At 70.3% G+C, this 24,738-nt stretch carries 24 protein-coding genes; 16 read left to right on the top strand and 8 right to left on the bottom strand.

Going from position 1 to position 24,738, the window contains the following annotated elements; genetic code table 11:
• Nucleotides 1-29: 29 nt before the first annotated feature.
• The 3 genes from V3W46_RS01320 to V3W46_RS01310 are packed head-to-tail and all read right to left on the bottom strand — an operon-like array spanning nucleotide 30 to nucleotide 4,355.
• On the bottom strand, nucleotides 30-1,013 hold the full coding sequence (locus tag V3W46_RS01320; RefSeq protein WP_331781275.1) for an alpha/beta hydrolase: 984 nt from the start codon (nucleotides 1,011-1,013) through the stop codon (nucleotides 30-32).
• Complete coding sequence (locus V3W46_RS01315) at nucleotides 1,000-2,808, bottom strand: cation:proton antiporter (RefSeq protein WP_331781274.1); 1,809 nt, start codon at nucleotides 2,806-2,808, stop codon at nucleotides 1,000-1,002. Before V3W46_RS01315 ends, V3W46_RS01320 begins: the two co-directional genes overlap by 14 nt.
• A 47-nt stretch (nucleotides 2,809-2,855) precedes the next feature.
• On the bottom strand, nucleotides 2,856-4,355 hold the full coding sequence (locus V3W46_RS01310) for an MFS transporter (RefSeq protein WP_331781273.1): 1,500 nt from the start codon (nucleotides 4,353-4,355) through the stop codon (nucleotides 2,856-2,858).
• A gap of 65 nt (nucleotides 4,356-4,420) precedes the next feature.
• Between V3W46_RS01310 and V3W46_RS01305 the strand changes: the two genes are divergently transcribed.
• The 5 genes from V3W46_RS01305 (at nucleotide 4,421) to V3W46_RS01285 (ending at nucleotide 10,982) form a co-directional block, all read left to right on the top strand.
• On the top strand, nucleotides 4,421-5,491 hold the full coding sequence (locus V3W46_RS01305; protein ID WP_331781272.1) for a Gfo/Idh/MocA family protein: 1,071 nt from the start codon (nucleotides 4,421-4,423) through the stop codon (nucleotides 5,489-5,491).
• A gap of 10 nt (nucleotides 5,492-5,501) precedes the next feature.
• Nucleotides 5,502-6,365: an SDR family oxidoreductase gene (locus V3W46_RS01300; protein ID WP_331781271.1), complete on the top strand. Its 864-nt coding sequence runs from the start codon at nucleotides 5,502-5,504 to the stop codon at nucleotides 6,363-6,365.
• A gap of 86 nt (nucleotides 6,366-6,451) precedes the next feature.
• Nucleotides 6,452-7,858: a carboxylesterase/lipase family protein gene (locus tag V3W46_RS01295; RefSeq protein ID WP_331781270.1), complete on the top strand. Its 1,407-nt coding sequence runs from the start codon at nucleotides 6,452-6,454 to the stop codon at nucleotides 7,856-7,858.
• A 3-nt stretch (nucleotides 7,859-7,861) separates the two neighbouring features.
• Nucleotides 7,862-9,319 (top strand): aldehyde dehydrogenase family protein, encoded by a 1,458-nt coding sequence (locus tag V3W46_RS01290; protein ID WP_331781269.1) that lies wholly within the window; start codon nucleotides 7,862-7,864, stop codon nucleotides 9,317-9,319.
• A 70-nt stretch (nucleotides 9,320-9,389) separates the two neighbouring features.
• Nucleotides 9,390-10,982 carry an aspartate ammonia-lyase gene (locus V3W46_RS01285; RefSeq protein WP_331781288.1) on the top strand — a complete coding sequence of 531 codons (1,593 nt, stop codon included), beginning with the start codon at nucleotides 9,390-9,392 and terminating at the stop codon, nucleotides 10,980-10,982.
• Here V3W46_RS01285 and V3W46_RS01280 read toward each other — a convergent pair.
• Complete coding sequence (locus V3W46_RS01280) at nucleotides 10,921-12,120, bottom strand: YihY/virulence factor BrkB family protein (RefSeq protein ID WP_331781268.1); 1,200 nt, start codon at nucleotides 12,118-12,120, stop codon at nucleotides 10,921-10,923. The two genes, V3W46_RS01285 and V3W46_RS01280, sit on opposite strands and share 62 nt — an antisense overlap.
• Complete coding sequence (locus V3W46_RS01275; protein ID WP_331781267.1) at nucleotides 12,117-12,635, bottom strand: DUF6328 family protein; 519 nt, start codon at nucleotides 12,633-12,635, stop codon at nucleotides 12,117-12,119. Before V3W46_RS01275 ends, V3W46_RS01280 begins: the two co-directional genes overlap by 4 nt.
• Before the next feature lie 83 nt (nucleotides 12,636-12,718).
• Between V3W46_RS01275 and V3W46_RS01270 the strand changes: the two genes are divergently transcribed.
• The 3 genes from V3W46_RS01270 to V3W46_RS01260 all read left to right on the top strand — a co-directional run bounded on the left by V3W46_RS01270 (nucleotide 12,719) and on the right by V3W46_RS01260 (nucleotide 16,111).
• Complete coding sequence (locus V3W46_RS01270; protein WP_331781266.1) at nucleotides 12,719-13,153, top strand: hypothetical protein; 435 nt, start codon at nucleotides 12,719-12,721, stop codon at nucleotides 13,151-13,153.
• 111 nt (nucleotides 13,154-13,264) lie between these two features.
• Nucleotides 13,265-15,598 carry a HelD family protein gene (locus V3W46_RS01265; RefSeq protein WP_331781265.1) on the top strand — a complete coding sequence of 778 codons (2,334 nt, stop codon included), beginning with the start codon at nucleotides 13,265-13,267 and terminating at the stop codon, nucleotides 15,596-15,598.
• Nucleotides 15,599-15,739: 141 nt separating this feature from the next.
• On the top strand, nucleotides 15,740-16,111 hold the full coding sequence (locus V3W46_RS01260; RefSeq protein ID WP_331781264.1) for an FKBP-type peptidyl-prolyl cis-trans isomerase: 372 nt from the start codon (nucleotides 15,740-15,742) through the stop codon (nucleotides 16,109-16,111).
• A gap of 203 nt (nucleotides 16,112-16,314) precedes the next feature.
• On the opposite strand, the gene V3W46_RS01255 is transcribed toward V3W46_RS01260, so the two are convergent.
• Nucleotides 16,315-17,670 (bottom strand): MFS transporter, encoded by a 1,356-nt coding sequence (locus V3W46_RS01255; RefSeq protein WP_443069906.1) that lies wholly within the window; start codon nucleotides 17,668-17,670, stop codon nucleotides 16,315-16,317.
• A 180-nt stretch (nucleotides 17,671-17,850) separates the two neighbouring features.
• Between V3W46_RS01255 and V3W46_RS01250 the strand changes: the two genes are divergently transcribed.
• Nucleotides 17,851-18,300, top strand: coding sequence for a PaaI family thioesterase (locus tag V3W46_RS01250; protein WP_331781263.1), 450 nt, complete (start codon nucleotides 17,851-17,853; stop codon nucleotides 18,298-18,300).
• A 109-nt stretch (nucleotides 18,301-18,409) separates the two neighbouring features.
• Here the strand turns inward: V3W46_RS01250 and V3W46_RS01245 are convergent, their stop codons facing one another.
• Nucleotides 18,410-18,649, bottom strand: coding sequence for a hypothetical protein (locus tag V3W46_RS01245; RefSeq protein ID WP_331781262.1), 240 nt, complete (start codon nucleotides 18,647-18,649; stop codon nucleotides 18,410-18,412).
• A gap of 73 nt (nucleotides 18,650-18,722) precedes the next feature.
• On the opposite strand from V3W46_RS01245, the gene crcB (V3W46_RS01240) reads away from it, so the two are divergent.
• The 7 genes from crcB (V3W46_RS01240) (at nucleotide 18,723) to V3W46_RS01210 (ending at nucleotide 23,459) form a co-directional block, all read left to right on the top strand.
• Nucleotides 18,723-19,220: a fluoride efflux transporter CrcB gene (gene crcB / locus V3W46_RS01240; RefSeq protein ID WP_331781261.1), complete on the top strand. Its 498-nt coding sequence runs from the start codon at nucleotides 18,723-18,725 to the stop codon at nucleotides 19,218-19,220.
• On the top strand, nucleotides 19,217-19,588 hold the full coding sequence (crcB, locus tag V3W46_RS01235; protein ID WP_331781260.1) for a fluoride efflux transporter CrcB: 372 nt from the start codon (nucleotides 19,217-19,219) through the stop codon (nucleotides 19,586-19,588). Before crcB (V3W46_RS01240) ends, crcB (V3W46_RS01235) begins: the two co-directional genes overlap by 4 nt.
• A gap of 119 nt (nucleotides 19,589-19,707) precedes the next feature.
• Nucleotides 19,708-20,073, top strand: coding sequence for a hypothetical protein (locus V3W46_RS01230; protein WP_331781259.1), 366 nt, complete (start codon nucleotides 19,708-19,710; stop codon nucleotides 20,071-20,073).
• Complete coding sequence (locus V3W46_RS01225; RefSeq protein WP_331781258.1) at nucleotides 20,070-21,233, top strand: FAD:protein FMN transferase; 1,164 nt, start codon at nucleotides 20,070-20,072, stop codon at nucleotides 21,231-21,233. Before V3W46_RS01230 ends, V3W46_RS01225 begins: the two co-directional genes overlap by 4 nt.
• A complete protein-coding gene (locus tag V3W46_RS01220; RefSeq protein WP_331781257.1) occupies nucleotides 21,233-21,790 on the top strand; it encodes a ferric reductase-like transmembrane domain-containing protein in 558 nt (185 codons plus the stop codon). Before V3W46_RS01225 ends, V3W46_RS01220 begins: the two co-directional genes overlap by 1 nt.
• A 5-nt stretch (nucleotides 21,791-21,795) precedes the next feature.
• Nucleotides 21,796-23,214: an NADH-ubiquinone oxidoreductase-F iron-sulfur binding region domain-containing protein gene (locus V3W46_RS01215; protein WP_331781286.1), complete on the top strand. Its 1,419-nt coding sequence runs from the start codon at nucleotides 21,796-21,798 to the stop codon at nucleotides 23,212-23,214.
• Nucleotides 23,211-23,459: a ferredoxin gene (locus V3W46_RS01210; RefSeq protein WP_331781256.1), complete on the top strand. Its 249-nt coding sequence runs from the start codon at nucleotides 23,211-23,213 to the stop codon at nucleotides 23,457-23,459. The genes V3W46_RS01215 and V3W46_RS01210 overlap by 4 nt, the downstream gene beginning before the upstream one ends.
• A gap of 9 nt (nucleotides 23,460-23,468) precedes the next feature.
• On the opposite strand, the gene V3W46_RS01205 is transcribed toward V3W46_RS01210, so the two are convergent.
• Complete coding sequence (locus V3W46_RS01205) at nucleotides 23,469-24,701, bottom strand: sensor domain-containing phosphodiesterase (RefSeq protein ID WP_331781255.1); 1,233 nt, start codon at nucleotides 24,699-24,701, stop codon at nucleotides 23,469-23,471.
• Between the last annotated feature and the right edge of the window lie 37 nt (nucleotides 24,702-24,738).

Raw genomic sequence — 24,738 nt, 5'->3', positions numbered from 1 at the left:
GTGTGCGCGGTCTCGCTGTGCACCCTGGGTCAGTGCACGTTCCACGCCGGAACCACGTCGAAGCCGTCATCGATCAGGCCCCGCCTGAAGAACGCCACGAGGTCGTCGAGTGCGCGGCCGGAATGACCCACGGCACGGGGGTACGAGGCCCAGCCGACGGCTGTCTTCGGGTACTCGATCTCGCGCACGGCCACGCCCGCCTCGCGCAGCAGAACGGCCAGGTTCTCACCGCCGAGCTGGGCGCTGCTGGCCAGAGGTCGCTGCAGCAGAGTGGGCGGCAGCTCGCTCAGCCGCGCGACCAACGAGGCGGCGAGGGCGTCGGCGGTGGCAGGCGGGCCCGCGATCAGGCTGAAGTCGGGCGTGATCAGCGCCTGCCGTTCGAGGTGCGGCGATACGGGGCCGCGGGTGCTGGGGGTGTCGGTGCGGGAGGCGTCGGTGCTGGGGGTGTCGGTGCGGGAGGCGTCGGTGCTGATCGTGTCGGTGCTGGGGGTGTGGGTGCGGAAGGGGTCTGTCGCGTCGTCGGGCAGCTCGGCCCTGCTGCGCTCGTCGCGGGCGAGCATCGAGACGCGGGCTGCCAGCGAGCCGCCGTCGCCGGCGCCGAGAACGGCGAGCTGGGCATGTGGATGCCGGGCGGCGGCCCAGCGCACAGCCTCGTACCCGGCCTCGCTCTGCCCGGTCACCTCGGGCGAGACGTCGACGCGAACCACCACCGCCGGAAGCTGCTTGGCGAGCGACCCGCAGAGCCACTCGCCGACCCGGCCGCGCAAGGCGGCGACGTCGGCGGCGGAAGGATAGTAGAGAATCACCGCGCGGGTGTCGGCGGCACCGCGGGCGGGGCTGTAGGTGCGCAACCGCACCGACTCGAGGGGGTGCGGCAGCACGTCGTCGACCACGGCGACACCCGACGGTCGCCGGCCGGCGTAGAACCGGCCGACCGGTGCCAGGTGGCCGATCGACCACGACCGCAGACCGCCGCGCCCGGTGGTCGCTCCACCGCGATCACTCCCGCTCATTGCTCACCCCCGACCTGTCGACCTGCTCCACCTGGCCGTCGCCGTCGGCACGCCCGGACTCCTCGGCCGCCTGGGCCGCCCTGTCGTTCTCGGTGCGCGTGCGGGTGAACGTCGACGTGTCGAGGGCGAGCTGCTCGGCGTCGATGCCCCGCAGCACGCTGCGCATCACCTCTTCGTCGAGCTCGCCGGCGTTGCGCTGCTGCACCGCGATGAGGCGGCGGTGGTCGAGCAGCTCGCTGCGCAGCTCGTTGAGCTCGCTACCGGAGAGGCGCGGCTCGTGCACGACCGACGTGTCGATCGCCTCGTCGATGGTCGGGGCATCCAGTTGCTGCTCGTCGAGGTCGTTCTCTTCGAGCAGCACCGCGACCTGCCGGGCGTACTGCTTCTTGAGGATGTCGATCGACCGGTCGAGCTTCTCGGCCCCGTACTTCTCGGCCCACTCGTCGTGGTGCGCGTCGATGTAGTCGCTCGTCTCGCGCACGCTGCGCTCGAACACCCGCACCTCGTTCTCGGTGTCGCGCTCGACCTGGCCCTCGTCGACCACACCGAGCCGACGGATCAGCCAGGGCAGCGTCAGCCCCTGCACCAGCAGCGTTCCCACCGTCACCGTGAAGGCCACGAGGGTTATCGTGTCGCGCTCGGCCACCGGCCCCGACGCAGTCATGGTGGGCACCGCCGCGGCGGCCGCGAGCGTGACGACGCCGCGCATGCCCGTCCACGAGATGACGCTCAGCTCCTGCCAGTTCAGCTCGGGCTCCGACCGGTCGCGCAGCCGGTTCAGCACCGGGATGCGCGCCCGCCACTTCTGCCAGCCCCTGCTGCGGTAGTAGGCGGCGAACACGAACGCCGGGCGCACCAGCACCACCACCACGAACACCACCCCTGCGAGTGCGGCCGAGGCGCCGAGGCCGAGCCCGCTCGAGGCGACGCTGGTGGTCACGTCGCGCAGCTGCAGCCCGATGAGGGCGAAGACGAAGCCCTCGAGCAGCAGGTCGATCGAGGCCCACACCGGGCGCTCCTGCAGTCGTGTCTGATAGCCGGTGCGCGGCGAGTTGTAGCCGATGAGGAGACCGGCCGCCACGACCGCAAGAACACCGGAGCCGTGCAGGGCCTCACCCGCTGCGTAGGCGGCGAACGGCACGAGCAGGCTGAGCGTCGTGCCCACGAGCGAGTCGCGCACACGCATGCGGATGAACTGCACGACCACCCCGATCGCGAGCCCCACCGCGATGCCCACCACGATGGTCACCACGAACAGCCAGGCCACCCCGCCGAAGCTGAGCATCTCGCCGCCGATGACCGCCACGAACACTTTGAACAGCGTCAGCGAGGCCGCATCGTTGATGAGGCTCTCGCCCGAGAGCACGGTCATGACGTGCCGCGGCAGCCCGAGCCGCCGGCCGATCGCCGCGGCCGAGACGGCGTCGGGCGGCGAGACGATGGCCCCGAGCAGCAGCGCCCCCGGCAGTGTCAGCGACGGCACCAGCAGGTAGGCCACCCCGCCCACCGCGAACGCTGTGACGACCACGAGACCGACACCGAGCCGCCTGATCTGCCGCGCGCTCTCTTTGAAGTTCTGGTACGACACGTCGAGCGCGGCCGAATAGAGCAGGGGCGGCAGGATGACCGTGAGAATGACCTCGGAGTCGATCTCGACGCTCGGTACACCCGGGATGAACGACACCAGCAGCCCGATGCCGACGACCAGCAGCGGCGCCGGCCATCCGCGCCAGCGCGCGAACGCGCTGACCGCCAGCGACCCGGCGAGGATGATGAGCAGTTCACCCGTTTCCATAGCTCCTCACCTTACGGAAAGAGCGAGGGCCAGATATGGGCTTGCGGTCAGGAGAGCGCGGGCTCCCGTGTCTGCACCACCGGGATGCTCGCCGTGCTGTCGGCCGGTTCCTGGCGCGGAATGAAGAACGCGGCGACCACCCCGGCCAGCGCCACGGCGCCGGCCACCGCGAAGCAGAGCTGGAAGGCCCCGGCGGTGGGAATCGGCCGGCCGTCGCTGATCACGATGTTCGACGACAGAATGAGGCCGAGCACGGCAGCGGCGACCGTCGAGCCGAGGCTGCGCATCACCGAGTTGAGCCCGTTCGCGGCGGCGGTCTCGGTGGCGGGCACCGAGCGCATGATGAGTGTCGGCATGGCCGCGTAGGCGAAGCCGACGCCGAACCCGACGGCGGTGGCGATGAAGACCGCGTGCCACACCTCGGTCATCAGGCCGATGGCGATGGCGTACCCGACGAAGATGATGAAGCCGCCGAGCAGCAGACTGATGCGGGGCCCGCGGGCGGCGCTCAGGCGTGCGGCCACGGGAGCCATGAAGAACATGACGAGGCCACTGGGCATGAGGCAGAGGCTCGAGACGAGCAGCGTCTGGCCGAGCCCGACCCCGGTGGTCGAGGGTGCCTCGAGCAGCTGGGGCAGTACGGCCGCGCTGGCGAAGAAGCCGAATCCCACCGTGATCGAGGCGAGGTTGGTGAGCAGCACCGGGCGGCGGGCCGCGATGCGCAGGTCGACGAGCGGGTTGTCGGCACGCAGTTCGTACACGCCCCACAGCACCAGTACGACCGCGCCGCCGGCGAGCATCCCGAGCGTGACGGGGCTGCCCCAGCCCCACTCGCCGCCCTTCGAGACCGCCAGCAGGATGCCGACGAGCCCGATGGCGAAGAACACGGCGCCGACGAAGTCGAACGAACCGCCGGTGCGCAGCGTGCTCACCGGTACGACGAAGAAGACGAGGGCGAGTGCGAGAACAGCCAGCGCGCTGGCCAGCCAGAACAGCATGTGCCAGTCGAAGTTCTCGGCGATGAGCGCCGAGATGGGCAGACCGACCGCCGCGCCGATGCCGAGCGTGGCGCTGACCAGGGCGACCGCACCGCCGAGGCGCTTCGGGTGCAGTACATCGCGCAGGATGCTCACGCCGAGGGCGATCACACCGAGTCCGATGCCCTGCAGTGCCCGCCCCGCGATCAGCACGGTGACGTCGGTGGCGAGCGCGGCGATGACCGATCCGGCGAGCATGAGCAACAACAGCACGAGCGTGATGCGGCGCTTGCCGAACATGTCGCCCAGCCGCCCGGCGATGGGGGTGGCGATGGCCGCGGCCAGCAGCGTGGCGGTGAGTACCCAGGTCGCGTTCGACGGCGAGGTGTTCAGCAGTGTGGGCAGCTCGGGCACGATCGGCGTGACCAGCGTCTGCATGAAGGAGGCGATGAGTCCGGTGAAGGCCAGCACGAAGACGATCGCCCGCTCGTTCTCGGGCTTGGTGAGCCGCTTTCGCTCGCGGGCGGTCAAGACGCCCTCTGTCGGGGGCGTGGGTGTCGTCTGCTGCATCTCCTTGCCAACTGCGAAGCAACTGGGAGTATTCCGACAGGTGCCACATCGCTAGGGTTGGCAGCATGACCACCCCCGCAGATTCCGGCCCCGTCCCGTCGAGCGTCTTCACCGCGCCCATCCGCACCGGCCTGATCGGGTTCGGTCTTTCGGGGCGCATCTTCCACGCCCCGTTCATCGCGCTCGACCCGCGCTTCTCACTCGACGCGATCGTCACGTCAGACGCCGGGCGCCAGGCAGAGGCCCGCGACGAGTACCCCGACACGGTCATCCTCGACTCGACCGCCGAACTGTTCGAGAAGGCCGACGACCTCGACCTCGTCGTCATCGGCTCACCGCCGGGCAGCCACTACGGCCTCGCGCTCGCCGCGATCAACGCCGGGCTCTCGGTCGTGATCGACAAGCCGTTCGCCGCCAGCGTGGCGCAGGCCACCGAGCTCATCGAGCGCGCCGAGCAGCTCGGCGTGGCGCTCACGGTGTTTCAGAACCGCCGGTGGGACGGCGACTTCCTCACGCTGCGCACCCTGCTCGACGAGGGCGCCCTGGGCGAGGTGTACCGGTTCGAGTCGCGCTTCGAGTGGTGGAAGCCGCAGGGCGGCCGCGACTGGAAGGGCGAGGTGACGGTGCCCGAGGGCGGCGGCATTCTCTTCGACCTCGGTTCGCACCTGACCGACCAGGCGCTGCAGCTGTTCGGTCCGGTCGACGAGGTGTACTCCGAGGTGGCGACCCGGCTGCCGGGCGGCTCGGCCGACGACGATGTGTTCGTCGCCCTGCGGCACGTCTCCGGCGTGACGAGCCATCTCTGGATGAACTCGCTCGCGGCCCAGAAGGGTGCGCGCTTCCACGTGCTCGGCTCCACCGGCGCCTACACGAAGTGGGGCCTCGACGGGCAGGAGGATGCGCTGCGTTCGGGCGCCCGGCCCGCCGACGAGGGCTTCGGTGTCGAGCCGGAGTCGACCTGGGGCCAGCTCGGCGTCGACGGCAGCCTGACCCGGCGCCCCACCGAGCCGGGTGACTACGCGGGGTTCTACCGGGTGCTGGGCGACGCCCTCACCACCGGGTCGGCTCTGCCGGTCGACCCGCGCAGCTCGCTGCAGGCGCTGGCGATCATCGAACAGATTCACGCCCGGGGGTAGAGTTCTCGGCATGCAGCCGACCATCGGTATCACCGGGGTCACCGGGCACGTCGGCGGGCTGGTCGCCCGTCAGCTGGCCCAGGATGACCGTTCCCTGCGCCTGATCGTGCGCGACGCTGCCCGGGTACCCGAGCTCGCCGCCGCCGGTTCGCCGGCGCGCGCCGACATCTCGGTGGGCGTGACCGAGTACGGCGACGAACACGCCGGCCGGCGAGCCCTCGAGGGCGTCGACGTGCTCTTCATGGTGTCGGCGTCGGAGTCGCCGAACCGCGTCGCCGAGCACGTGCAGTTCATCCAGTCCGCGATCGACGCGGGCGTGTCGCACTTCGTCTACACGTCATTCACGGGTGCCGGCCCGCACGCCCGCTTCACCCTCGCCCGCGACCACGGCGAGACCGAAGACGTGCTGCGCGCCTCGGGGCGCGACCACACCTTTCTGCGCGACAACTTCTACCTCGACCTGCTGCCGCAGTGGGCCGACGAGACGGGCGTCATCCGCGGACCGGCCGGCGACGGCCGCATCGCCGCGGTTGCCAGGGCAGACGTCGCCGACGTCGCCGTGGCCGTGCTGCGCGATGCGGCGGCACACCGGGGGCAGGTCTACGCCCTGACCGGTGGCGAGACGCTGACCTTCGCCGATGTGGCCCGCCGGGCATCCGTCGCCACGGGGCGCACCCTCACCTTCCACGACGAGACGGTCGACGAGGCCTACGCGTCGCGCGCGCACTTCGGCGCCCCGGCGTTCATGGTCGATGCCTGGGTCAGCACCTACACGGGTATTCGCGACGGCGAGCTCGAGGCGATCAGCGACGACGTGCGACGGGTCACCGGCCACGCGCCGCGCACCCTCGAAGACGTACTCGCCGGTCGCTGATCGGCCCCCAGCCGGTCGCCGACCGGCCCCACCACGATGCGGCCGCGAGTCAGGCGGCCGACTGAGCAGAAGGAGAGTGCACCCCGGTGGATCACGACGACGAGCAGCTGGCGAGCCCGGAGAAGACCGCCGACGCCGGGTTCCAGCGCGCGCCGGCCGATGCGCCGACCGTCGACGTCGAGACGCCGAACGGCACCGTGCGCGGTTCGATCGAGGGCGCCCTGCGCCGTTTCCGCGGGGTGCGCTACGCCACGGCCGCACGCTTCGAACCGCCGGTGGCCGCAGCACCGTGGGAGGGCGTGCAGGAGGCGCTCGGCGACGGGCCGATGTGCCCCCAGCCGCGCTTCGGCATGACCATGCTGGCGCTGCCGAAGCGTATTCCGCCGATGGCCGAAGACTGCTTCTTTCTGAACATCACGGGCCCGGCCGAACCGAGCGAGAGCCCGAGACCCGTCATGGTGTGGGTTCACGGTGGCGCCTACGTGAACGGATCGGGCAGCGGCGAGATCTACGACCCCTCGCGCATCGTGACCGACGGCGACGTGATCGTGGTCGGAATCAACTACCGGCTCGGCGTCTTCGGCTTTCTGCCGATCGACGGCGTCGCACCGGCCAATCTCGGCGTGCTCGACCAGCTCGCGGCGCTCGACTGGGTGAAGCAGAACATCGCGAGCTTCGGGGGAGACCCGGGCAACATCACGTTGTTCGGCCAGTCGGCCGGGGCCGACTCCATCGCGCACCTGCTGGCCGTCACCGAGGCCGACCACCTCTACCACCGGGTCATCCTGCAGAGCGCGCCGCTCGGGCTGAGCGTCGGGCGTGAGGCCCTCGCGGCCGAGCTGAGTGCGAACTTCCTCGCGAAGCTCGGCGACGACCTGCGTACCGCGGCGGTGCTGCCGATGCTGCACGCCCAGGTCGCGGCCACCACGGGTCTGTCGGGCGACTTCCTCACCAGAGGGATGCCCTACGCGCCGACCCCGGGTGTGTGGCCCGTGCCGCCCTCCGCCGAGTGGCATGCCCTGCTCGAACGCCGCGCCGGCCAGATCGACGCCCTCATCGGCTCGAACCGCGACGAGTTCAGCGTGTTCATCGACTCGGTGCCGGCCCTCCGCCGCGCGCAGACCGCCCGGCTGTCGCGGCCCTTCACGAGACCGCTGACCTACGCCCTCACTCGCCGCGCATTCACCGCTCCCGCCCTGCGCCTGGCGCGGTTGCTCGAGCGCTCGGGTGCCACCGTGTTCACCTACCGGGTCGACTGGCGGCCGGCGGGCACGCCGTGGGGTGCCTGCCACTGCATCGAACTGCCGTTCTTCTGGGCCGACGAGCAGTTCTGGCGCGGATCGCCGATGCTCGGCGACACCGACTGGAGCGACCTCGACCGGTTCGGGCGGGTGCTGCGCCGCACCTGGGCCGGCTTCGCCCGCACCGGGCGCGCTCCCGAGATCAGCAACCCGAATTTCTCGCTCGCACGGCTCGGCCCGGGCCTACGATGAACCATGAGCATTGACGCTTCTCCCGCCGAAGCAGTGGCCGACGCGCGCACGCCCGACGCTTCGGTGGCGCCCCCGCGCGACGACGTCGGCGCCCTTGTGGCGCGGCTGCGCAGCACGTTCGAGGCCGGCAGAACGAAGCCGGTGGCCTGGCGCATCCGTCAGCTGAAAGCGCTGAAGGCGCTGCTGCTCGAGAACACACCCGAGATCGAGGCGGCGCTGATCACCGACCTCGCCAAGAACCCGGCAGAGGCGCAACTCACCGAGATCGGGTTCGTGCTGGCCGAGATCGAGCACACTCTGGCGAACCTGACGCGGTGGTTGCGGCCGAAGCGGGTGGCCACACCCCTGCTGATCGCTCCGTCGTCGGCGAAGACGGTGCTCGAACCGCTCGGCGTCGTGCTGGTGATCGCGCCCTGGAACTATCCCGTACAGCTGCTGCTCGTGCCGATCATCGGCGCCCTCGCTGCCGGCAACGCCCTGGTGGCCAAGCCCAGCGAGCTCGCCCCGGCGACCTCCGCGGTGTTCGCCAAGCTGTTCGCGAGGTACTTCGACCAGCGTGCCGTGGCCATCGTCGAGGGCGGGGTGCCCGAGACCACCGAACTGCTGAAGCAGCGTTTCGACCACATCTTCTACACCGGCAACGGCCGCGTCGGGCGCATCGTGATGCACGCCGCCGCCGAGAACTTGACGCCGGTGACCCTCGAACTCGGCGGCAAGTCGCCCGTCTACGTCGATGACACGGTCGACCTGCGTGCGGTGGCGCACCGGGTCGCCTGGGGCAAGTTCATGAACGCCGGCCAGACCTGCGTCGCCCCCGACTACCTGCTCGCGAGCCCCGCGGTGGCTGCGGCGCTCGAGCCGCTGCTCACCGAGGTCATCGCCGAGTTCTACGGCCCCGACCCGGCGACGAGCGACAGCTTCGGCCGCATCGTCAACGATGCCCAGTTCGAGCGCCTCACCGGTCTGCTGGCCGGCGAGACCGTGGTCGCCGGTGGCGAGTCGGATGCCCGAACCAGGTACCTCGCACCGACGGTGCTGCACGACGTCGACCGCACCTCGGCGGTGATGGCGCAAGAGATCTTCGGCCCGATCCTGCCCATCGTCACCGTCGACTCCCTCAACGACGCGATCTCGTACATCAACGCCGGAGACAAGCCGCTCGCCCTCTACGTGTTCACCGAGTCGAAGGCGGTGCGCCGGCGCTTCATCACCGGCACCTCGTCGGGAGCGATCGCATTCGGTGTGCCGGCCGCGCACCTGCTCGTGCAGGGCCTGCCGTTCGGGGGAGTGGGCGCCAGCGGAATGGGTGCGTATCACGGCGAACGCAGCGTGCAGGTGTTCAGTCACGAGAAGGCCGTGCTCAGCAAGATTCTGAAGCCCGACACATTTAACCTCGTGTATCCGCCCTTCACCCAGAAGAAAGATGCGTTCATCCGCGGATTCCTCAGAAAACTCACCTGAGGCGAGTAAGGTCGCCGTCGTGCAGACTTCACCGACCACCCCGTCGACGGCGACGAACCCCCTCCCGACCATCACAAACACCAGCACCGCCACGGTCACCGACACCGGTGCGACGCGAACCGAGACCGACTCGCTGGGCAGCATCGAGATTCCGTTCGAGGCCTACTGGGGCATCCATACCGCGCGGGCGCTGGAGAACTTTCCCATCAGCCGCCGGCCCATCTCGGTGTACCCCGACCTCGTGAACGCCCTCGTCATCGTCAAGCAGGCCGCCGCGCGGGCGAACGCCGAGATCGGCGTGCTCGACCCCGTCAAGGCGCGTCACATCGACGAGGCCTGCCAGCTGGTGCGCGACGGGGAGTACCACGACCAGTTCGTCGTGGGTGTCATCCAGGGCGGCGCCGGCACCTCGACCAACATGAACGCGAACGAGGTGCTCACCAACATCGCCCTCGAGCTGATGGGGCGGCCGAAGGGCGACTACCGGGCGCTGCACCCGCTCGACGACGTGAACCGCAGCCAGAGCACCAACGACGTGTACCCGACGGCCGTGAAGCTCGCGCTGTGCTTCGGCCTGCAGCGCCTGCTCGTGGAGCACGAGCAGCTGCGCGACTCGTTCGCCGCGAAGGGGGTCGAGTTCGCCGATGTGCTGAAGATCGGCCGCACCCAGCTGCAGGATGCCGTGCCGATGACCCTCGGCCAGGAGTTCCATGGCTTCGCCACCACCCTCACCGAAGACAACCAGCGGCTCGCCGAGACGGTGCCGCTGCTCTGGGAGATCAACCTCGGCGCCACGGCCATCGGCACCGGAATCACCGCCGACCCGCGCTACGCCGACGCGGTGCGCCGCCACCTGCGCCAGCTCACCGGGTTCGAGTACGTCACCGCGCCCGACCTCATCGAGGCCACGAGCGACGCCGGCGTGTTCATGCAGCTGTCGGGCATCCTGAAGCGTTCTGCCATCAAGCTCAGCAAGATCTGCAACGACCTGCGGCTGCTCTCGAGCGGCCCGCAGGCCGGCTTCGGCGAGATCAACCTGCCCGCGCGGCAGGCCGGGTCGAGCATCATGCCCGGCAAGGTGAACCCGGTCATCCCCGAGGTGGTCAACCAGATCGCATTCTCGGTGGCGGGCGCCGACGTGACCGTGACGATGGCGGCCGAGGGCGGCCAGCTGCAGCTGAACGCCTTCGAGCCGGTGATCGCCCACTCGCTGCTGCAGAGCATCGCCTGGATGACACAGGGGTGCCTCACGCTGCGGGTCAACTGCATCGACGGCATCACCGCCAACATCGACCGGCTCGACCGGCTCGTGTCGACCTCGGTGGGGGTCGTCACGGCCCTCACGCCCTACATCGGCTACTCGGCTTCGTCGGCGCTGGCGAAGACGGCCCTGCTCACCGGCCGCAACATCGCCGACCTGGTGGTGGAGGCCGACCTGATGACGCGCGAGCGCGTCACGAAGCTGCTGTCGCCCGCGCGGCTGTCGGGGCTCGAGGCGATCACGAGCGCGATTCCGATCATCAGCCCTGACGACCTCGGCACAGGTGCCGTGGGGGCCCATGCTGCAGACGCCCAGGTCATCAGCGCCGACGCCGAGGCGATCACGCTGGCGGCTGCTGATGCCGCGAACGGCGGCGCAGAAGGTCGGCCTGTTCGCGAATAGCCCGTCCCTCGTCGAGGTCGGCCCGGTGCCGCCTGGCCAGAATGTCGATGCGCGACGAGTCGCGAAGCGGCATGACGATCGCCTCCTCTGACGGCAGCCCGACGACCAGCTGGCGCGCACGGGTCAGCTCGGCATCCACCTCGACACCGATGACGATGACGAGGTTCGACAGAAAGAGCCAGATCAGGGTGATGATCGCGCCACCGAGCAGACCGTAGAAGCGGTCGTACCCAGCGAACGTCGAGATGTACAGCGAGTACGCGCCGGTGGTCAGGCTCCAGGCGCCGATCGCGAAGGCCGCCCCCACCGAGATCCAGCGGATGCGCGGCCGGCGCACGTTGGGAGTGCCGTAGTAGAGCACGACCACCGTGAAGATCGCCAGTAGAGCGAGCACGGGCCACTTGGCGACGCTCCACACGTCGACGACGAACGGAGGCCAGCCGAGCGTCACGACCACGGTGTGGGCCACGTCGGGGGTGACGATCACCAGCAGAACGATCAGCGAGAGCAGTGCGATGAGCACCACCGACTCGAGCAGCATCAGCAGCCGCAGCTTGATGAACCGCCGGCCCTCGACCACCCCGTAGACGGCATTGACGGTTCGCCCGAACGAGGTGGCGTAGCTGCTGCCCGCCCAGATGGTCAGTGCGAGACCGATGACCAGCGCAATGACCGGGTCGGGCATGCGGGTGAACTGCTGCAGCGCGAGCCGGGTGGTGTCGACCGTCGCCTTCGGTATGAAGCTGTCGATCACGTTCAGAATCACGCGCACCACGTCGCCCTGTGGGTCGAGCAGCGCCACGATCGAGACCACGGCGAGTGTGGCGGGGAAGAGCGCCAGCGCGCAGTAGAACGTGAGCGTGGCGCTCGAGTCGATGCCCCGGTGCAGGAAGAAGCCGAAGTACGCCCGCCGCATGGCGTAGCGAAGGGCGCGGCGGTCGAGGTCGCGGTAGTCGGCCGTGGCGCCGTGGCGCCTGATCTCGCGATCGGCGGCAAGGCGCTCGGCGACGGCCGACCGCGAGAAGTCGAAGGGCGTCGCGTCACGGTCGTCGAGCGTGCCTGCGTCGCCGGTGCCGATGTCGGCCGTGCCGATGTCGATGCCGTGGCCGAGCTCGTCGGCCTGCCGGGTGTCGCTCACGAGACGGGCGGGTGTTGACGGGGGCGGATGCTGAGCGGCAGCGCCACCCACAGCCCCGCCAGCGTGACCAGGGCCGCGACAGCCGCGACGACCGCCGCTGTGTCGCCGAGCACCACGTCGAAGATGAAGGCGACCGTGCCGGTGATCACCAGCGACACGACACCGAGGGTGACCAGCGCGAGCCGATTGGCCGTCGTGACGATCTGCGCCTTCGCGCCGTGCCGGAACAGCACGCGGTGGATGCTCACCGGGGTCAGGGCGAGGGCCGTGGCCAGTGCCGAACCGACCACCAGGCACAGGTAGAGCGCGTTCTGGAAGGCCGTCAGGTCGCCGAATCTCGCCTGGAACGGCAGCGTGAGCAGAAACCCGGTGAGAATCTGTGTTCCGGTCTGAACCACCCTGAACTCCTGCAGCAGTTCGCTCCAGTTGCGTTCCAGCGTCTCGACGGGGCTCTCATCGCCGACGGCCGGCGGCATCCGCTCGTCGCGCCCCGGCGCGTGCGCTGCATCCGTCATGCCCCCGATTGTACGGGCTGGGCTCGGCCGACAATGATGAACTATCGTCATGATAGGAGCGGTGGGATCGGGAGAGCGGAGCAATGACAATGAACCTCGTCATCAGGATGCGGACGCCAGGGGGTATCAAGCTCGGCCTGGCCGATGTATTGGCGAGTGTTCCTTCAAACGACTGGTCGTGGGTCATCCTCGAATTCGAGGGCTATACCCACGAATCGAGCAGTTGTGATGTTCAGGCGTTGGCAGACACGGCGCTCAACCATCCCGGCGGGGTGGCCACGACGTGGCGAGAGATGGTGCAGCTTGCGGATGAGTTGACCGACCTCAATTGGCTCGTCGCAGTCGCTGCTGCGAGCGAAGTGCCCGGTGACCAGCTGCTACGCGCGGAACAGTACTCGGGCTGTTCTCTGGTGCTGTCGGCCTTTGACGGTTCCGAATGGGAATTCACCGCGCCCGATGACAACCCCGAAGGAGTCGCAGTGCTTCAGTCGCTTCGCCTCCGGTTCGGAGCCTCCTAGCTCGACGACCACGTTCTTGATGCCCCCGATTGTACGGGCTGGGCTCGGCCGGGCCGGCGCACGGGTGAGCCGGGGTAGAATGGTTAGCCGGATTTTTGAGGGGTAACAGACGTGGTTTCAGCCGAGCTCGACCGTGAACGCGACTATGTGGCGAAGCTGTACGAACGGCTCGACGCGCTGCGAGACGACGCCCGGGCGCAGCTCTCGCGGGTGCACGCGCAAGACGTCGGCGGCAACCACCAGAGCCGGTCTGAGCGCGACGCGTTCGCCCGGGTGTTCGAAGATCGCATCGCCGCGCTGAACGACGTGGATGAGCGGCTGGCCTTCGGGCGTCTCGAGGTCGCCGCGGGCGACGCGGATGCCGGCGGTACCGGGGCGGGTGGCGCCGGGGATGCGACTGGCGCGGGCACCCCCGGCGGAACAAGCGAGGCGGGCGAGGGCGAGGAGGCCGACTCCGCGTACCGGTACATCGGGCGCATCGGCCTGCGCGACGAGAACCTGCGGCCGATACTGCTCGACTGGCGCGTGCCGCAGGCGGGCCCCTTCTACCAGGCGACCGCGGCGACGCCGATGGGCATCCGTTCTCGTCGCCACCTGCTGAGCAAGGGCCGGCAGATCGTGAAGATCGAAGACGAGATCTTCGACAGCGCCGGGCTGAGCGAAGAGGAGGCCGGGGCGCTGCAGGGCGAGGGCGCGCTGATGGCGTCGCTGTCGACGCAGCGCACCGGGCGCATGCACGACATCGTCGCGACGATCCAGGCCGAGCAGGATCGCATCATCCGTTCGCCCCTGCAGGGCGTGCTGGTGGTGCAGGGTGGGCCGGGCACCGGCAAGACCGCCGTGGCGCTGCACCGTGCCGCGTACCTGCTCTACTCGTACCGCGACCGCCTGAAGACCTCGGGCGTGCTGGTCGTAGGGCCCTCGCGCGCCTTTCTGCAGTACATCGAGGCCGTGCTGCCGAGCCTCGGTGAGACGGGCGTGGTGCTCGCGAGCGTGGGGCAGCTGTTCCCGGGCATCGACGCCACCGCCGACGACGAGCCGGCGGTTGCGCAGGTGAAGGGTGCCACCGAGATGGCGGGGCTGATCGAGCGGGCCATCCGGTCGCGCCAGAAGGTGCCGACCGAGCCACAGCAGCTCGACGTCAACGGCGAACTGCTCACCCTCGAACCCAGCGTGATCGCGAACGCGATGACCCGCGCCCACGAGAGCCGCAAGAGCTACAACGAGGCGCGGGTGGTGTTCGTGAAGGCGGCCCTGGCCGAGCTCACCCGGCTTCTGGCGACCCAGCTCCGCTCGCACGGCAACACGGTTGACGAAGACGACTACGGCTGGCTGCGCGAAGACCTGCGGCAGTCGTACGACGTCAGGGTGGCGCTGAACACGGCCTGGATTCCTCTGACTCCCGAGAAGCTGCTGCAAGACCTCTACGCCCGCCCGCAGTGGCTGGCCGAGCTGACCCCGCGCTGGAGCGACGAGAAGCGCGCGCTGCTGCGCCGCGGCCGAGATGCCGCTTTCACCGTCTCTGACGTCGCGCTGCTCGACGAGGCGGCCGAGCACCTCGGCGAGCACAACGAGCGTTCGGCCGCCGTCGACCGCGAGGCCAGGCAGCAGCGCAAACTCGACATCCGTAACGCCGAGCAGGCCATCAAGAACATGGATGTCGAAGGGCTCGTGCGGGCCGAAGATCTCGCCGACACCTTCGCCGAGCAGGCCTCGCGCGGCACCACCGCCGAACGCGCCGCGGCCGACCGCACCTGGACCTACGGCCACATAGTCGTCGACGAGGCGCAGGAGCTGTCGCCGATGCAGTGGCGCCTGCTGCGCCGCCGCGGCCCGCTGCGCTCGTTCACCATCGTCGGCGACATCGCCCAGGCGAGCGCCGCAGCCAGCGCCAGCAGCTGGCGCGAGGCCGTCACCCCGCTCGTCGGCCGCACCCGTGAGGGGGAGGGCTGGCGGCTCGAAGAGCTCACGGTGAACTACCGCACCCCCGCCCAGATCGCGGATGCCGCACAGCGGTTCGCCGAAGAACAGGGGCTGCCCGTGACCCGCTCGACCTCGGTGCGCGAGAGCGAGTGGCCCATCACGACTGTTCGGGCATCCGGCCGCCTGCCCGACGACCTGCACCGCGCGGTTCTGGATGCCGTCGCCGTCGACCGGGGCATCGACCCCGTCGGCACGGTCGGCGTCATCGTCGCCCCGGCTGACCTCGACGCCACGTTCGATGCCGTGTCGGCTGCGCTGCCCGGCGACGTGGGTCTCGGTGCGGTCGGGCTCACCCGGTCGGTGGCGGTGCTGACCCCGCAAGAGGCCAAGGGCCTCGAGTTCGACTCGGTGGTGATAGTCGACCGGGAGCGCATGCTGCGGGAGATTCCGCGCGGTGCCTCGGCGCTGTACGTGTCGATGACGCGGCCGACGCAGCGGCTGACGTTCGTCGACCGGGCCTGACCGTGCGCGGCTCGGGTCGGGGGTCGGAGGTCGGGTCGAGGGGCGGGTGCGGCACGCCCCCCTTCCGGCTCTACGGCAGCGCGGTGCGCTGAGGGCGTAACCGCTTTGACTTTGGCCCGCCCCGACCGGTTGGATGGAACCATGACAGATCTCACCACCAAGCCAGAACTCGACGCGCCCGACGGGCCCGCACCCGAGACCCTCGAAATCGTCGACATCGTCGAGGGCGACGGCCCCGAGGCCACCGCAGGGTCGACCGTCGACGTGCACTACCTCGGCGTCGACTACGAGTCGGGCGACGAGTTCGACTCGTCGTGGAGCCGCGGCGCGTCGATCAACTTTCCGTTGCGCCAGCTGATCGCCGGCTGGCAGCAGGGCATCCCCGGCATGAAGGTGGGCGGCCGCCGCAAGCTGACCGTTCCGCCCGAGCTCGCCTACGGCCCCGCCGGCGGAGGGCACCAGCTCTCAGGCCGCACGCTCATCTTCGTGATCGACCTCAAGGGCGTCAGCTGAGCTGTGCTTGCCTGTGCGCCGCCGCCTCTGCGGCGCACTGCCGGCATCAGCCCTCGAACCGTCGTCGTGGCGCCGCCCGGCGCTGAAAGCGACGTACACGCCGCCGCTTTCAGCTGACCTCGTCTGGTGCGCCGCCGCCGCTGCGGCGCACCGCTGGCAGTAGCCGCGCATCCAGAACCCGCTGACCGGGACGGAACCGACCGTCAGGGCAGCGGGTTCTGTGCGTCGTAGCGGCGGAAGCCGGGGTTCAGGCGCAGCAGCACGAGAATCAGCGCCATGATGACGATGCCGCCGAACAGCGGCGGAAACCACAGGGCCGCGAACGTCGCCAGAATGCCGATGTAGGCGTCGCCCAGGCGCGGCCCGCCAGCCACCACCACGGTGAAGACACCCTGGATGCGCCCGCGCATCGCGTCGGGCACGGCCGCCTGCAGCAGCGTCGAGCGGAAGATCGCGCTCACGTTGTCGGCCGCCCCCGAGCCCGCCAGGGCGAGCGTCGCCAGCACCAGCGCCCCGATGTTCGCGTCGCCGATCGACTCGCCGATCGGGTGCAGCCGCACGTCGTCGAGCAGGCTCGTGACCAGCAGAATCACGCCGAACAGGGCGATGAACGCGCCGTACACCGTGATCGCGCCGCCGATGGCCCGGCCCTGCCAGCGCACGTGCCCGAGCCGACCCGACAGAATGCTGCTGAGCAGCGCCCCCACCGCGACGGCGGCGGTCAGGATGCCCGTGGTGATCGCACCGCCACCGATCAGTACCGCGCCCACCGCCGGCAGCAGCACCCGGGGCTGCCCGAAGGTCATGGCGATGATGTCGACGATGAACGACATGCGCACGTTCGGCGCGCTCTTCAAGAACTGGATGCCGTCGGCGACGGCACGCAACCCGGCGCGGCCGGTCGACCCCTCCGGGATGATCTTCGGCAGCGAGAAGATGCCGGTGAACGCGGCGATGAACAGCACGACGTCGACCGTGTACGTCCACTGGATGCCCACCGTCGCCACCAGAACGCCGGCCAGCGCGGGGCCGACGGTGATGCTCGCGCCCATGCTGATGCCGTTCAGCGCGCTGGCGGCGGGCAGCAGTTCTTTCGGCAGCAGACGCGGCACGATCGACTGGCGGGTCGCGCCGATCACCGTGCTGCCGACCGCGATCACGGTCGCGAGGATGTAGTACGGCCACACCGCACCGACCTGACCCCAGGCGATCCCGGCGAGGGTGGCCGTCGACGCCCAGGTGACGATGGCCGCCACCAGCGCCACGAGACGGCGGTCGAAGGTGTCGGCCAGAATGCCGCCGTACAGCCCGAAGACGATCATCGGCAGCAGCGTGAACACTCCCACCAGCGACACGGCGAAGGTCGAGCCGGTGAGGTCGTAGATGTGCAGGCCGACGGCGACGATGGTCATCTGGCCGCCGATGCCCGAGATGGCAGCGCCTGTCCAGAGCCGTGCGAACGGCGGGCTGGCGCGCAGGGGAGTGAGGTCGACGAAACGGCTTCGGCGTCTCAGGGGCTCTGTCTGGGCATCCGTCTCGCCGGCGGCGTCGCCGGCCACGTGGGCGCCCAGCGGCTCTGCGCTGTGCACCGAGTCGACATTCGTGAGGTCGTCGTCGTCGGCCGTCACGAAAATACGTTCGTCACTGTGGAATGTGTCCAATTCATTGTTGGCTGTCGCGTCAGAGGCGATAACCTCGGCCCTTCGACATTACGACACTCGAACCACTCAGGAGTCACCGTGACACTCGCCGACGAAGCCGGCCCCGGCCTTTCGGGCATCGACCAACTGCGCGCCCTGATCGAGATCGGCGTGCAGCCGCCGATCGGCCAGACCATGGAGTTCGACCTGGTCAGCATCGACGAGGGCCGCGCCGTGTTCACCGGCACGCCGAGCCAGCGCGTCTACAACCCCATCGGCTCGGTGCACGGCGGCTATGCCGCGACCCTGCTCGACTCGGCGTGCGGCTGCGCCGTGCACTCCCTGCTGACCGCCGAGCAGGCGTATACGACGCTCGAGCTGAAGGTGTCGTACCTGCGCGCCATCACCGCCCAGACCGGCGAAGTGACCGCCGAGGCCACCGTGGTGAAGATGGGCGGCCGTGCCGCGTTCGCCGAGGCCCGGCTGACGGATGCCCGGGGCACCCTGCTGGCGACGGCGACCTCGACGCTGCTGGTCATCCAGCGCTGAGTCGCGGCGGCGTCGCGGCCGAGTGGCGTCTGCGCGCTGAGCGATGTGCCATGTGCGATGTGCAATGTGCGATGTGCAGCGTCTCCGTCGCGCGGCCGTGCTTACCGCGCTACTGCTTGCTGTTCCAGTCGTCCGCGCGCTCGACGTAGCCGCTCAGCACCTCGATGAAGTCGGCGTCGGGAACGTGCGACGGGTCTTTGTCGATCTTGTCGAGCTCGGTCTGCAGCCGGTCGATCTCTTCGTCGATCTCGAGCACCACGATCGCGTTGCGCTGCACGTCGTCGAGGTTCACCAGCATGTCGAGGGCTTTCTCGATGTCTGCGCGGCCACCGTATACATAGTTACTCATGGGGTGAGTTTAGAGGGCCACGCCGACGCGCGCTGAAACGGAGTGCGAGTCGGCGCACCGTAGGCTTTCAGCTGTGACCTCACCCGCAGACGAACGCAGCGACCTGCCGGTCGACAGCGATACCGAGGTCGGCGAGTCCCAGGCGGGCGCGGCTCGGCCGGTGCACTTCCGCCTGGCGAATCTCGGCCTCGTGGCGCTCGGCGGGGCGGTCGGCACCGCGGTGCGTTTCGTCATCGTCGACGCCTTCCCCACCATCAGCGGGCTGCCGGTTCCGGTGCTGGCCATCAATCTGCTCGGCGCATTCGCCCTCGGCTTGCTGCTCGACACCCTCGCGCGGCTCGGGCCCGACCAGGGCACCCGGCAGAGGCTGCGCCTGCTGCTCGGCACCGGAGTGCTCGGCGGCTTCACCACCTACAGCACGCTGTCGGTCGACACCGTGACCCTGCTGCACGGCGGACACGTGGTCGAGGCGACGCTGTACGCCCTCGGCACGCTGGTGTTCGGAGCCGTGGCCACCATCGCGGGCATCGCCCTCGGTTCGACCATCCAGCGCCGACGGCAGGCCTCGTGAGCGCGTGGGTGGTGGTCGCGGTCGCGATCGGCGGCGGGCTCGGCGCGATGAGCCGCTTCGTGCTCGACGGTGTCATTCGCACATACGTGCGGGCCGGCTACCCCATCGGCACGACGGTCATCAACGTCACCGGGTCGTTTTTGCTCGGGCTGGTCACCGCGCTCGCCCTCGGCTCGGTGCTGACCGACGACTGGCGGCTCGTGCTCGGCACCGGCTTCCTCGGCGGCTACACCACCTTCAGCACTGCCAGCTTCGAGACCGTTCGTCTCGCGCAGACCAGGCGGTACGCCGCTGCGCTCGCCAACGGGCTCGGGATGCTCGTGGTCTCCGTTGCGGCGGCGGCCCTCGGGTTTTGGCTCGGTTCATAGCAAACTCCAGCGTTTCTCGCAGAGCGAAGGCGCAAGCTGTACTCGTAGGCGAACCCCACGGCGCGAGTTCACGGCCCGCGGTCTGCGCGGCCGAGGCGACAGAACAGCGGAGGCGAGACATGAACCCACGAGACCTGGGCAGGCGGCGGGCCGGGCTCGTCACGCTGGCCGTCAGCCTCGCCGGTCTGATCGCCGGGGGTGCCACGAGCGTGGCGCTGTGGGCGACCACGCCGCTCGCGTCGAGCTCGACCAGCACGTCAAGCTCGTCCAGCTCGACCTCGTCGTCGCCGTCGACAGACGGATCCTCTGGCTTTGGATCGGGTGGCTCGAGTGCCGACTCGGGCAGCTCGAGCTCGGGCACCGATTCGGGCAGCTCCAGTACCGACTCGGGCAGCTCCAGTTCTGGCGCCGACTCGGGCAGTTCCGGCAGCGCGGTCACTCCCGGCACGGGTTCGTCGTCGCACGCCAGCACGGCGGGGTCATGATGACGCTCCTGGATGATACGGGCGTCGGCGTGCAGCAGACCGCCGCGGTGCAGTGGCAGCAGTGGAGCACGACCATGCGCGTCGTCGTCACCGTGCCGCACCTGCTGGCCGCCGCCGAGGGGATCGTGCGCGACGTGCTCGACGATGTCGGGCGGGCCTGCGACCGGTTCGCTGCCACGTCGGAGCTGAACCGTCTGCACCGTGACCTGCCCGAAGGAGTCGAGGTCAGCGACACGCTCGCCCTGCTCGTGCGCACCGCCCTCGCCGCCGCACGCCTGACCGACGGAGACGTCGACCCCACCCTCGGCGCGGCCCTCGCAGACCTCGGCTACGACCGCGACATCGCACACCTCGGCTACGACCGCGACACCACGGCTCCAGGCTACGACCGCGACAGCGCCGCTCTCGGCTACGACCGCGACACCACGGCTGCAGGCTACGACCGCGACGCCACGGCTCTCGGCTACGACCGCGAGAGCGCCGCCACGCCCGCCGCCCCCGCGGTGCCCGCACCGACCACCGGGCTGGGCGCACCGGCGGCCCGGCCGAGCCGCACCGTACTCGGCGTGCCCGTCACGACGAGCACGCCGCGGGTGGCGGGTTGGCGACGCATCACGCTCGACGGCAACCGCCTGACGGTGCCGGCCGACCTCAGCCTCGACCTCGGCGCGACCGCCAAGGCCCTCGCCGCCGACCTCGCCGCTGCCCGCGTCTTCGCCGTACTCGGCAGCGGCGTGCTCGTCAGCCTCGGCGGCGACATCGCCACGGCCGGCCCCGGCCCCGACGGGGGCTGGCAGATCACGGTGTGCGACCTGCCGGGCGACCCGGCGAGCCAGGTCACCCTCGCCCCGGGCCACGCACTCGCCACGTCGAGTACCCAGAAGCGCCGCTGGCAGCAGGGCGGCCGCACGTTGCACCACATCCTCGATCCTGCGCTCGGGTTGCCGGCTGATGCGGTGTGGCGCACCGTGACCGTCTCGGCCGCCAGCTGTGTTCGGGCGAACACGGTCAGTACGGCATCCGTCGTTCGGGGCTACCGGGCCATCGGCTGGCTCGCCCGGCGCGCCACCACGGCCCGCCTGGTGAACCGAGACGGCCGCGTGCTCACCCTCGGCGGCTGGCCTGACGACGACAGCGTGCACGTTCGGCAGGCCCGCTGATGGATGCCGCACTGTGGGCCATCGGGCGCGGCACCGGCGTCGTGGCGCTGGTTGCGATCACGCTCTCGGTGCTGCTCGGCATCGTCACCCGGTCGGGACGGCCGCTGCCCGGGCTGCCTCGATTCTCGATCACGCTGGTGCACCGCAACGTGTCGCTGGTCGCGTGCGTGTTTCTGCTCATCCACATCGTCTCGCTCTTCTTCGACTCGTTCGCCCAGCTGACCCTGCTCGACATCGTGGTGCCGTTCTTCGGCAGCTTCCTGCCGTTCTGGCAGGGGCTCGGCACGGTCGCCGTCGACCTGCTGGTCGCGGTGACGGTGACTGCCCTGCTGCGCAACCGGCTCGGGCTGCGCGTATTCCGGGCGGTGCACTGGCTGACCTACGCGATGTGGCCCGTCGCGCTCGCCCACGCGATCGGCAACGGCACCGACGGCACCAGCCCCTGGTTCCTCTGGCTGTCGGCGGTGTGCACCGCTCTCGTGCTCGCCGCAGTGGGCTGGCGGGTGTCGGCCCGGTTCGTCGAGTTCCGGTCGGTTCGGGCAGGTGAGCTCTCGTGACGGTGATGGCTGCCAGGGTGCCGGGTGCGTTGCCCGGTACCGCTGCCGGTGTCGTTCCGGGCGCCGTCACGCCGTCGGGCGGCGCCGTTCCGGGTGCCGTCTCGCCCCCGGCCGGCGCGGCGCGGCTCTTCCGGGCCGCAGACGCGTCGCTCGCCGGGCACCTGGCGGCCTACGCCGCACTGCCGCAGATCTCCGAAGCCGAGGCCTTCATCGAAGAGCTGCGGCGCTCGGGGCTCGAGGGCCGTGGCGGCGCGGGCTTTCCGGTGTGGCGCAAGCTCGCGTCGGTGCGGGCGAGCGCCGGTCTGTCCAGACCGCTGTCCAGCGACGGCACCGGCACCGGCACAAGCACAGGCACCGGCACCAGCACAGGCACCCCGATGTCGCGGGGCAGGGCCCGGCGCACGGTGGTCGTGGCGAACGGGGCCGAGGGCGAGCCGCTGAGCCTCAAAGACCAGACCCTGCTCAGGCAGGCCCCGCACCTGGTGATCGACGGGCTGCTGCTCTGCGCAGCCCTGGTCGGGGCATCCACGGTGTCGCTGTTCGTCTCAGCGGCCTCGCACGAGGCGGTTCGGCGCGCCCTCTCTGAGCGCCCCGACGCCGGCCATGTGAGCCTCACGGTGGCGCCCGAGGCGTTCGTAGCGGGGGAGGCCACGGCGGTCGCGAACGCCGTCGAGCGCTCGGTCAGCGTGCCCCGCGACCACCTGCTGCACCTCAGCCAGTCGGGTATCGGGGGTCGGCCGACCCTCGTTCAGAACGTCGAGACACTGGCGCAGCTGGCGTTGGTGGCGCGGTTCGGGGCCGAGTGGTTCCGCTCGATGGGAACGCCAGACGAGCCCGGCACGCGTCTCGTCACGGTGAGCGGTGACGTACCCGTGCCCCAGGTGTTGGAGGTCGCCGGCGCGACACCGGTCGACGCGATCGTGGCCGCCTGCTTCCCGGCCGCGCCGGCGGGCCACGACGGCTCTGCGCCGACCGCATGGCCGGGCGTCTCGGCGGTGCTCGTCGGCGGGTACCACGGCGGCTGGGTGCCGGGGAGCGCCATCGACCTGCCGCTGTCGCGCGCCGCCCTCGCGGTGCACGGTGCCGCGCCCGGTGCGGGCGTCGTTCACGTTCTGGGCTCCCACCGCTGCGGCCTCGACGCCGCGGCCCGCATCGCCCACTACCTGGCCGGCCAGTCGGCTCGCCAGTGCGGACCGTGCGTGAACGGCCTGCCCGCCCTGGCCGACGTACTCACGAGGCTGGCCGCGCGTTCCCGCGACGCACGCCTGCCCGCCGAGGTGGTTCGCCTCGCCGACGTGGTCACGGGTCGCGGCTCGTGCTCGCACCCCGACGGCACGGCCCGCTTCGTGCTGAGCGCGCTGACGGCGTTCGATTCGGATGTCCGTTCCCATCTCGACGGCCGCTGCGAGGTGCACGCCCGATGACCGAGCACCCGGCCGTGGGCGCCGCCCGCCTGCACATCGACTGGACCCGCTGCGACGGCCGTGGACTCTGCACCGAACTGCTGGCCGGCCGCCTCGCACGCGACGAATGGGGTTACCCGTTGGCCCGCCAGGCGGCCCCCGGCGACCGCTCCGACGTCGCTCTGTCGCCGGGCGAACTGGATGCCGCGCGCGACGCCGTGAGCCTCTGCCCCCGGCAGGCGCTGAAGCTCACCTCTGCGCCCTAGCCCCCAGGGTCAGAGCCGGGCCATGAGCGACCGCGCGGCCGCGATCGTGATGGCCCGGTCGTGCGTCAGAACGAACTCGAACTGCGGCTCGGCATCGGCGCCGGCACCAGGCTGTGGGGCCAGTTCGCGGGCGGCCAGCAGGGCCGTGAACTCGGGTGTCACGACGGCGACACTCCATTCGTGCAGCAGGGCATCCCGGTCGGCGATCGCCGCCATGTGCAGGCGCGGCAGGGTCGGGTCTGGCTCGAGGTCGGCGGCCAGGATGCCCGCCAGAGCGACGGTCTCGCTGAGCTCGGCGTACCGGGCGGCCACGTCGCCGACGAAGTTCGAGGCGTACTGGAACGTCGACAGCACCACAGCCGTGTCGCCCCCGGCGAGGGCCCGCGACTCGAGGTGCCGGCTGATCTCGGCCAGCAGGTCGCGGCTGTAGGCCCGTGCCACACGTCTGCTCGCCGAGATGGTGAACGGGGTCGACCCGGGCGCCTCGGCCAGGCCGACCACCGGCGACGGGAGGCCCGAGATGCTGGGCAGCGGGTTCGGCAGGTCGACCGGGCGCCCGAACAGCCAGCCCTGGCCGAGCGTGGCGCCCATCGCGCGGGCGTTGTCGAGGTGCCGCTCTGTCTCGATGCCCTCGGCCACGATGATCGCGCCGGTCGACTCGGCGTGCGCGGTGATCGCGTTCATGATGCGGGCCACATGCTGGTTTGGCATCTCGCGCACCAGGCGCAGGTCGAGCTTGATGATCTCGGGGTTGATTAGGGGGAGCAGGGCGATGGATGCCGAATCAGCCCCCACGTCGTCGAGTGCCACACTCCAGCCGAGGTCGCGCACATGGTCGATCGACCGCAGCAGTTGCGCGGGGTCGCCGGTGAGCAGTCGCTCGGTGATCTCGAGCACCATGGCCGGAGTGGTCGGGCGAACGTCGCCGGCGAGCAGGGCGAGCGCCTCGGGCTCGGAATTGATGAACAGACCCCGGGGGGTGTCGAGCCCGGCGGCGAACGCCGCGCGAAAGGCTTCGACCCGGCAGGCGGAGTCGAGTTCGGCGAGCCGGCCGTTCGCACGCGCGGCGGCGAACAGGGCATCCGGGCTCTCGAGGGTCGAACCGGCCGGCCCCCGGGTCAGCGCCTCGTAGGCGACGGTGGCGCGGGTCTCGAGCTCGACAATGGGCTGGAACACGGTGCGCAGTCTCGAGCCGAGCAGGATGTCGGCCAAGACGTCACGTGAAGAGCCCACCATTGACATAGACCAAGCCCTCACTCATCGATACGGTCATTGTATG

It is taken from the genome of Subtercola sp. YIM 133946, assembly GCF_036553535.1.
GTDB lineage: Bacteria > Actinomycetota > Actinomycetes > Actinomycetales > Microbacteriaceae > Subtercola.
This window is presented reverse-complemented; position numbering and strand designations above follow the sequence as displayed.

Excerpts from the sequence above, each read along its gene's own strand:
- V3W46_RS01320 (WP_331781275.1), bottom strand. The coding sequence starts at position 1,013 with ATGAGCGGGAGTGATCGCGGTGGAGCGACCACCGGGCGCGGCGGTCTG.
- V3W46_RS01315 (WP_331781274.1), bottom strand. The coding sequence starts at position 2,808 with ATGGAAACGGGTGAACTGCTCATCATCCTCGCCGGGTCGCTGGCGGTC.
- V3W46_RS01310 (WP_331781273.1), bottom strand. The coding sequence starts at position 4,355 with ATGCAGCAGACGACACCCACGCCCCCGACAGAGGGCGTCTTGACCGCC.
- V3W46_RS01305 (WP_331781272.1), top strand. The coding sequence starts at position 4,421 with ATGACCACCCCCGCAGATTCCGGCCCCGTCCCGTCGAGCGTCTTCACC.
- V3W46_RS01300 (WP_331781271.1), top strand. The coding sequence starts at position 5,502 with ATGCAGCCGACCATCGGTATCACCGGGGTCACCGGGCACGTCGGCGGG.
- V3W46_RS01290 (WP_331781269.1), top strand. The coding sequence starts at position 7,862 with ATGAGCATTGACGCTTCTCCCGCCGAAGCAGTGGCCGACGCGCGCACG.
- V3W46_RS01275 (WP_331781267.1), bottom strand. The coding sequence starts at position 12,635 with ATGACGGATGCAGCGCACGCGCCGGGGCGCGACGAGCGGATGCCGCCG.
- V3W46_RS01270 (WP_331781266.1), top strand. The coding sequence starts at position 12,719 with ATGACAATGAACCTCGTCATCAGGATGCGGACGCCAGGGGGTATCAAG.
- V3W46_RS01260 (WP_331781264.1), top strand. The coding sequence starts at position 15,740 with ATGACAGATCTCACCACCAAGCCAGAACTCGACGCGCCCGACGGGCCC.
- V3W46_RS01245 (WP_331781262.1), bottom strand. The coding sequence starts at position 18,649 with ATGAGTAACTATGTATACGGTGGCCGCGCAGACATCGAGAAAGCCCTC.
- V3W46_RS01230 (WP_331781259.1), top strand. The coding sequence starts at position 19,708 with ATGAACCCACGAGACCTGGGCAGGCGGCGGGCCGGGCTCGTCACGCTG.
- V3W46_RS01225 (WP_331781258.1), top strand. The coding sequence starts at position 20,070 with ATGATGACGCTCCTGGATGATACGGGCGTCGGCGTGCAGCAGACCGCC.
- V3W46_RS01220 (WP_331781257.1), top strand. The coding sequence starts at position 21,233 with ATGGATGCCGCACTGTGGGCCATCGGGCGCGGCACCGGCGTCGTGGCG.
- V3W46_RS01215 (WP_331781286.1), top strand. The coding sequence starts at position 21,796 with ATGGCTGCCAGGGTGCCGGGTGCGTTGCCCGGTACCGCTGCCGGTGTC.
- V3W46_RS01210 (WP_331781256.1), top strand. The coding sequence starts at position 23,211 with ATGACCGAGCACCCGGCCGTGGGCGCCGCCCGCCTGCACATCGACTGG.
- V3W46_RS01205 (WP_331781255.1), bottom strand. The coding sequence starts at position 24,701 with ATGTCAATGGTGGGCTCTTCACGTGACGTCTTGGCCGACATCCTGCTC.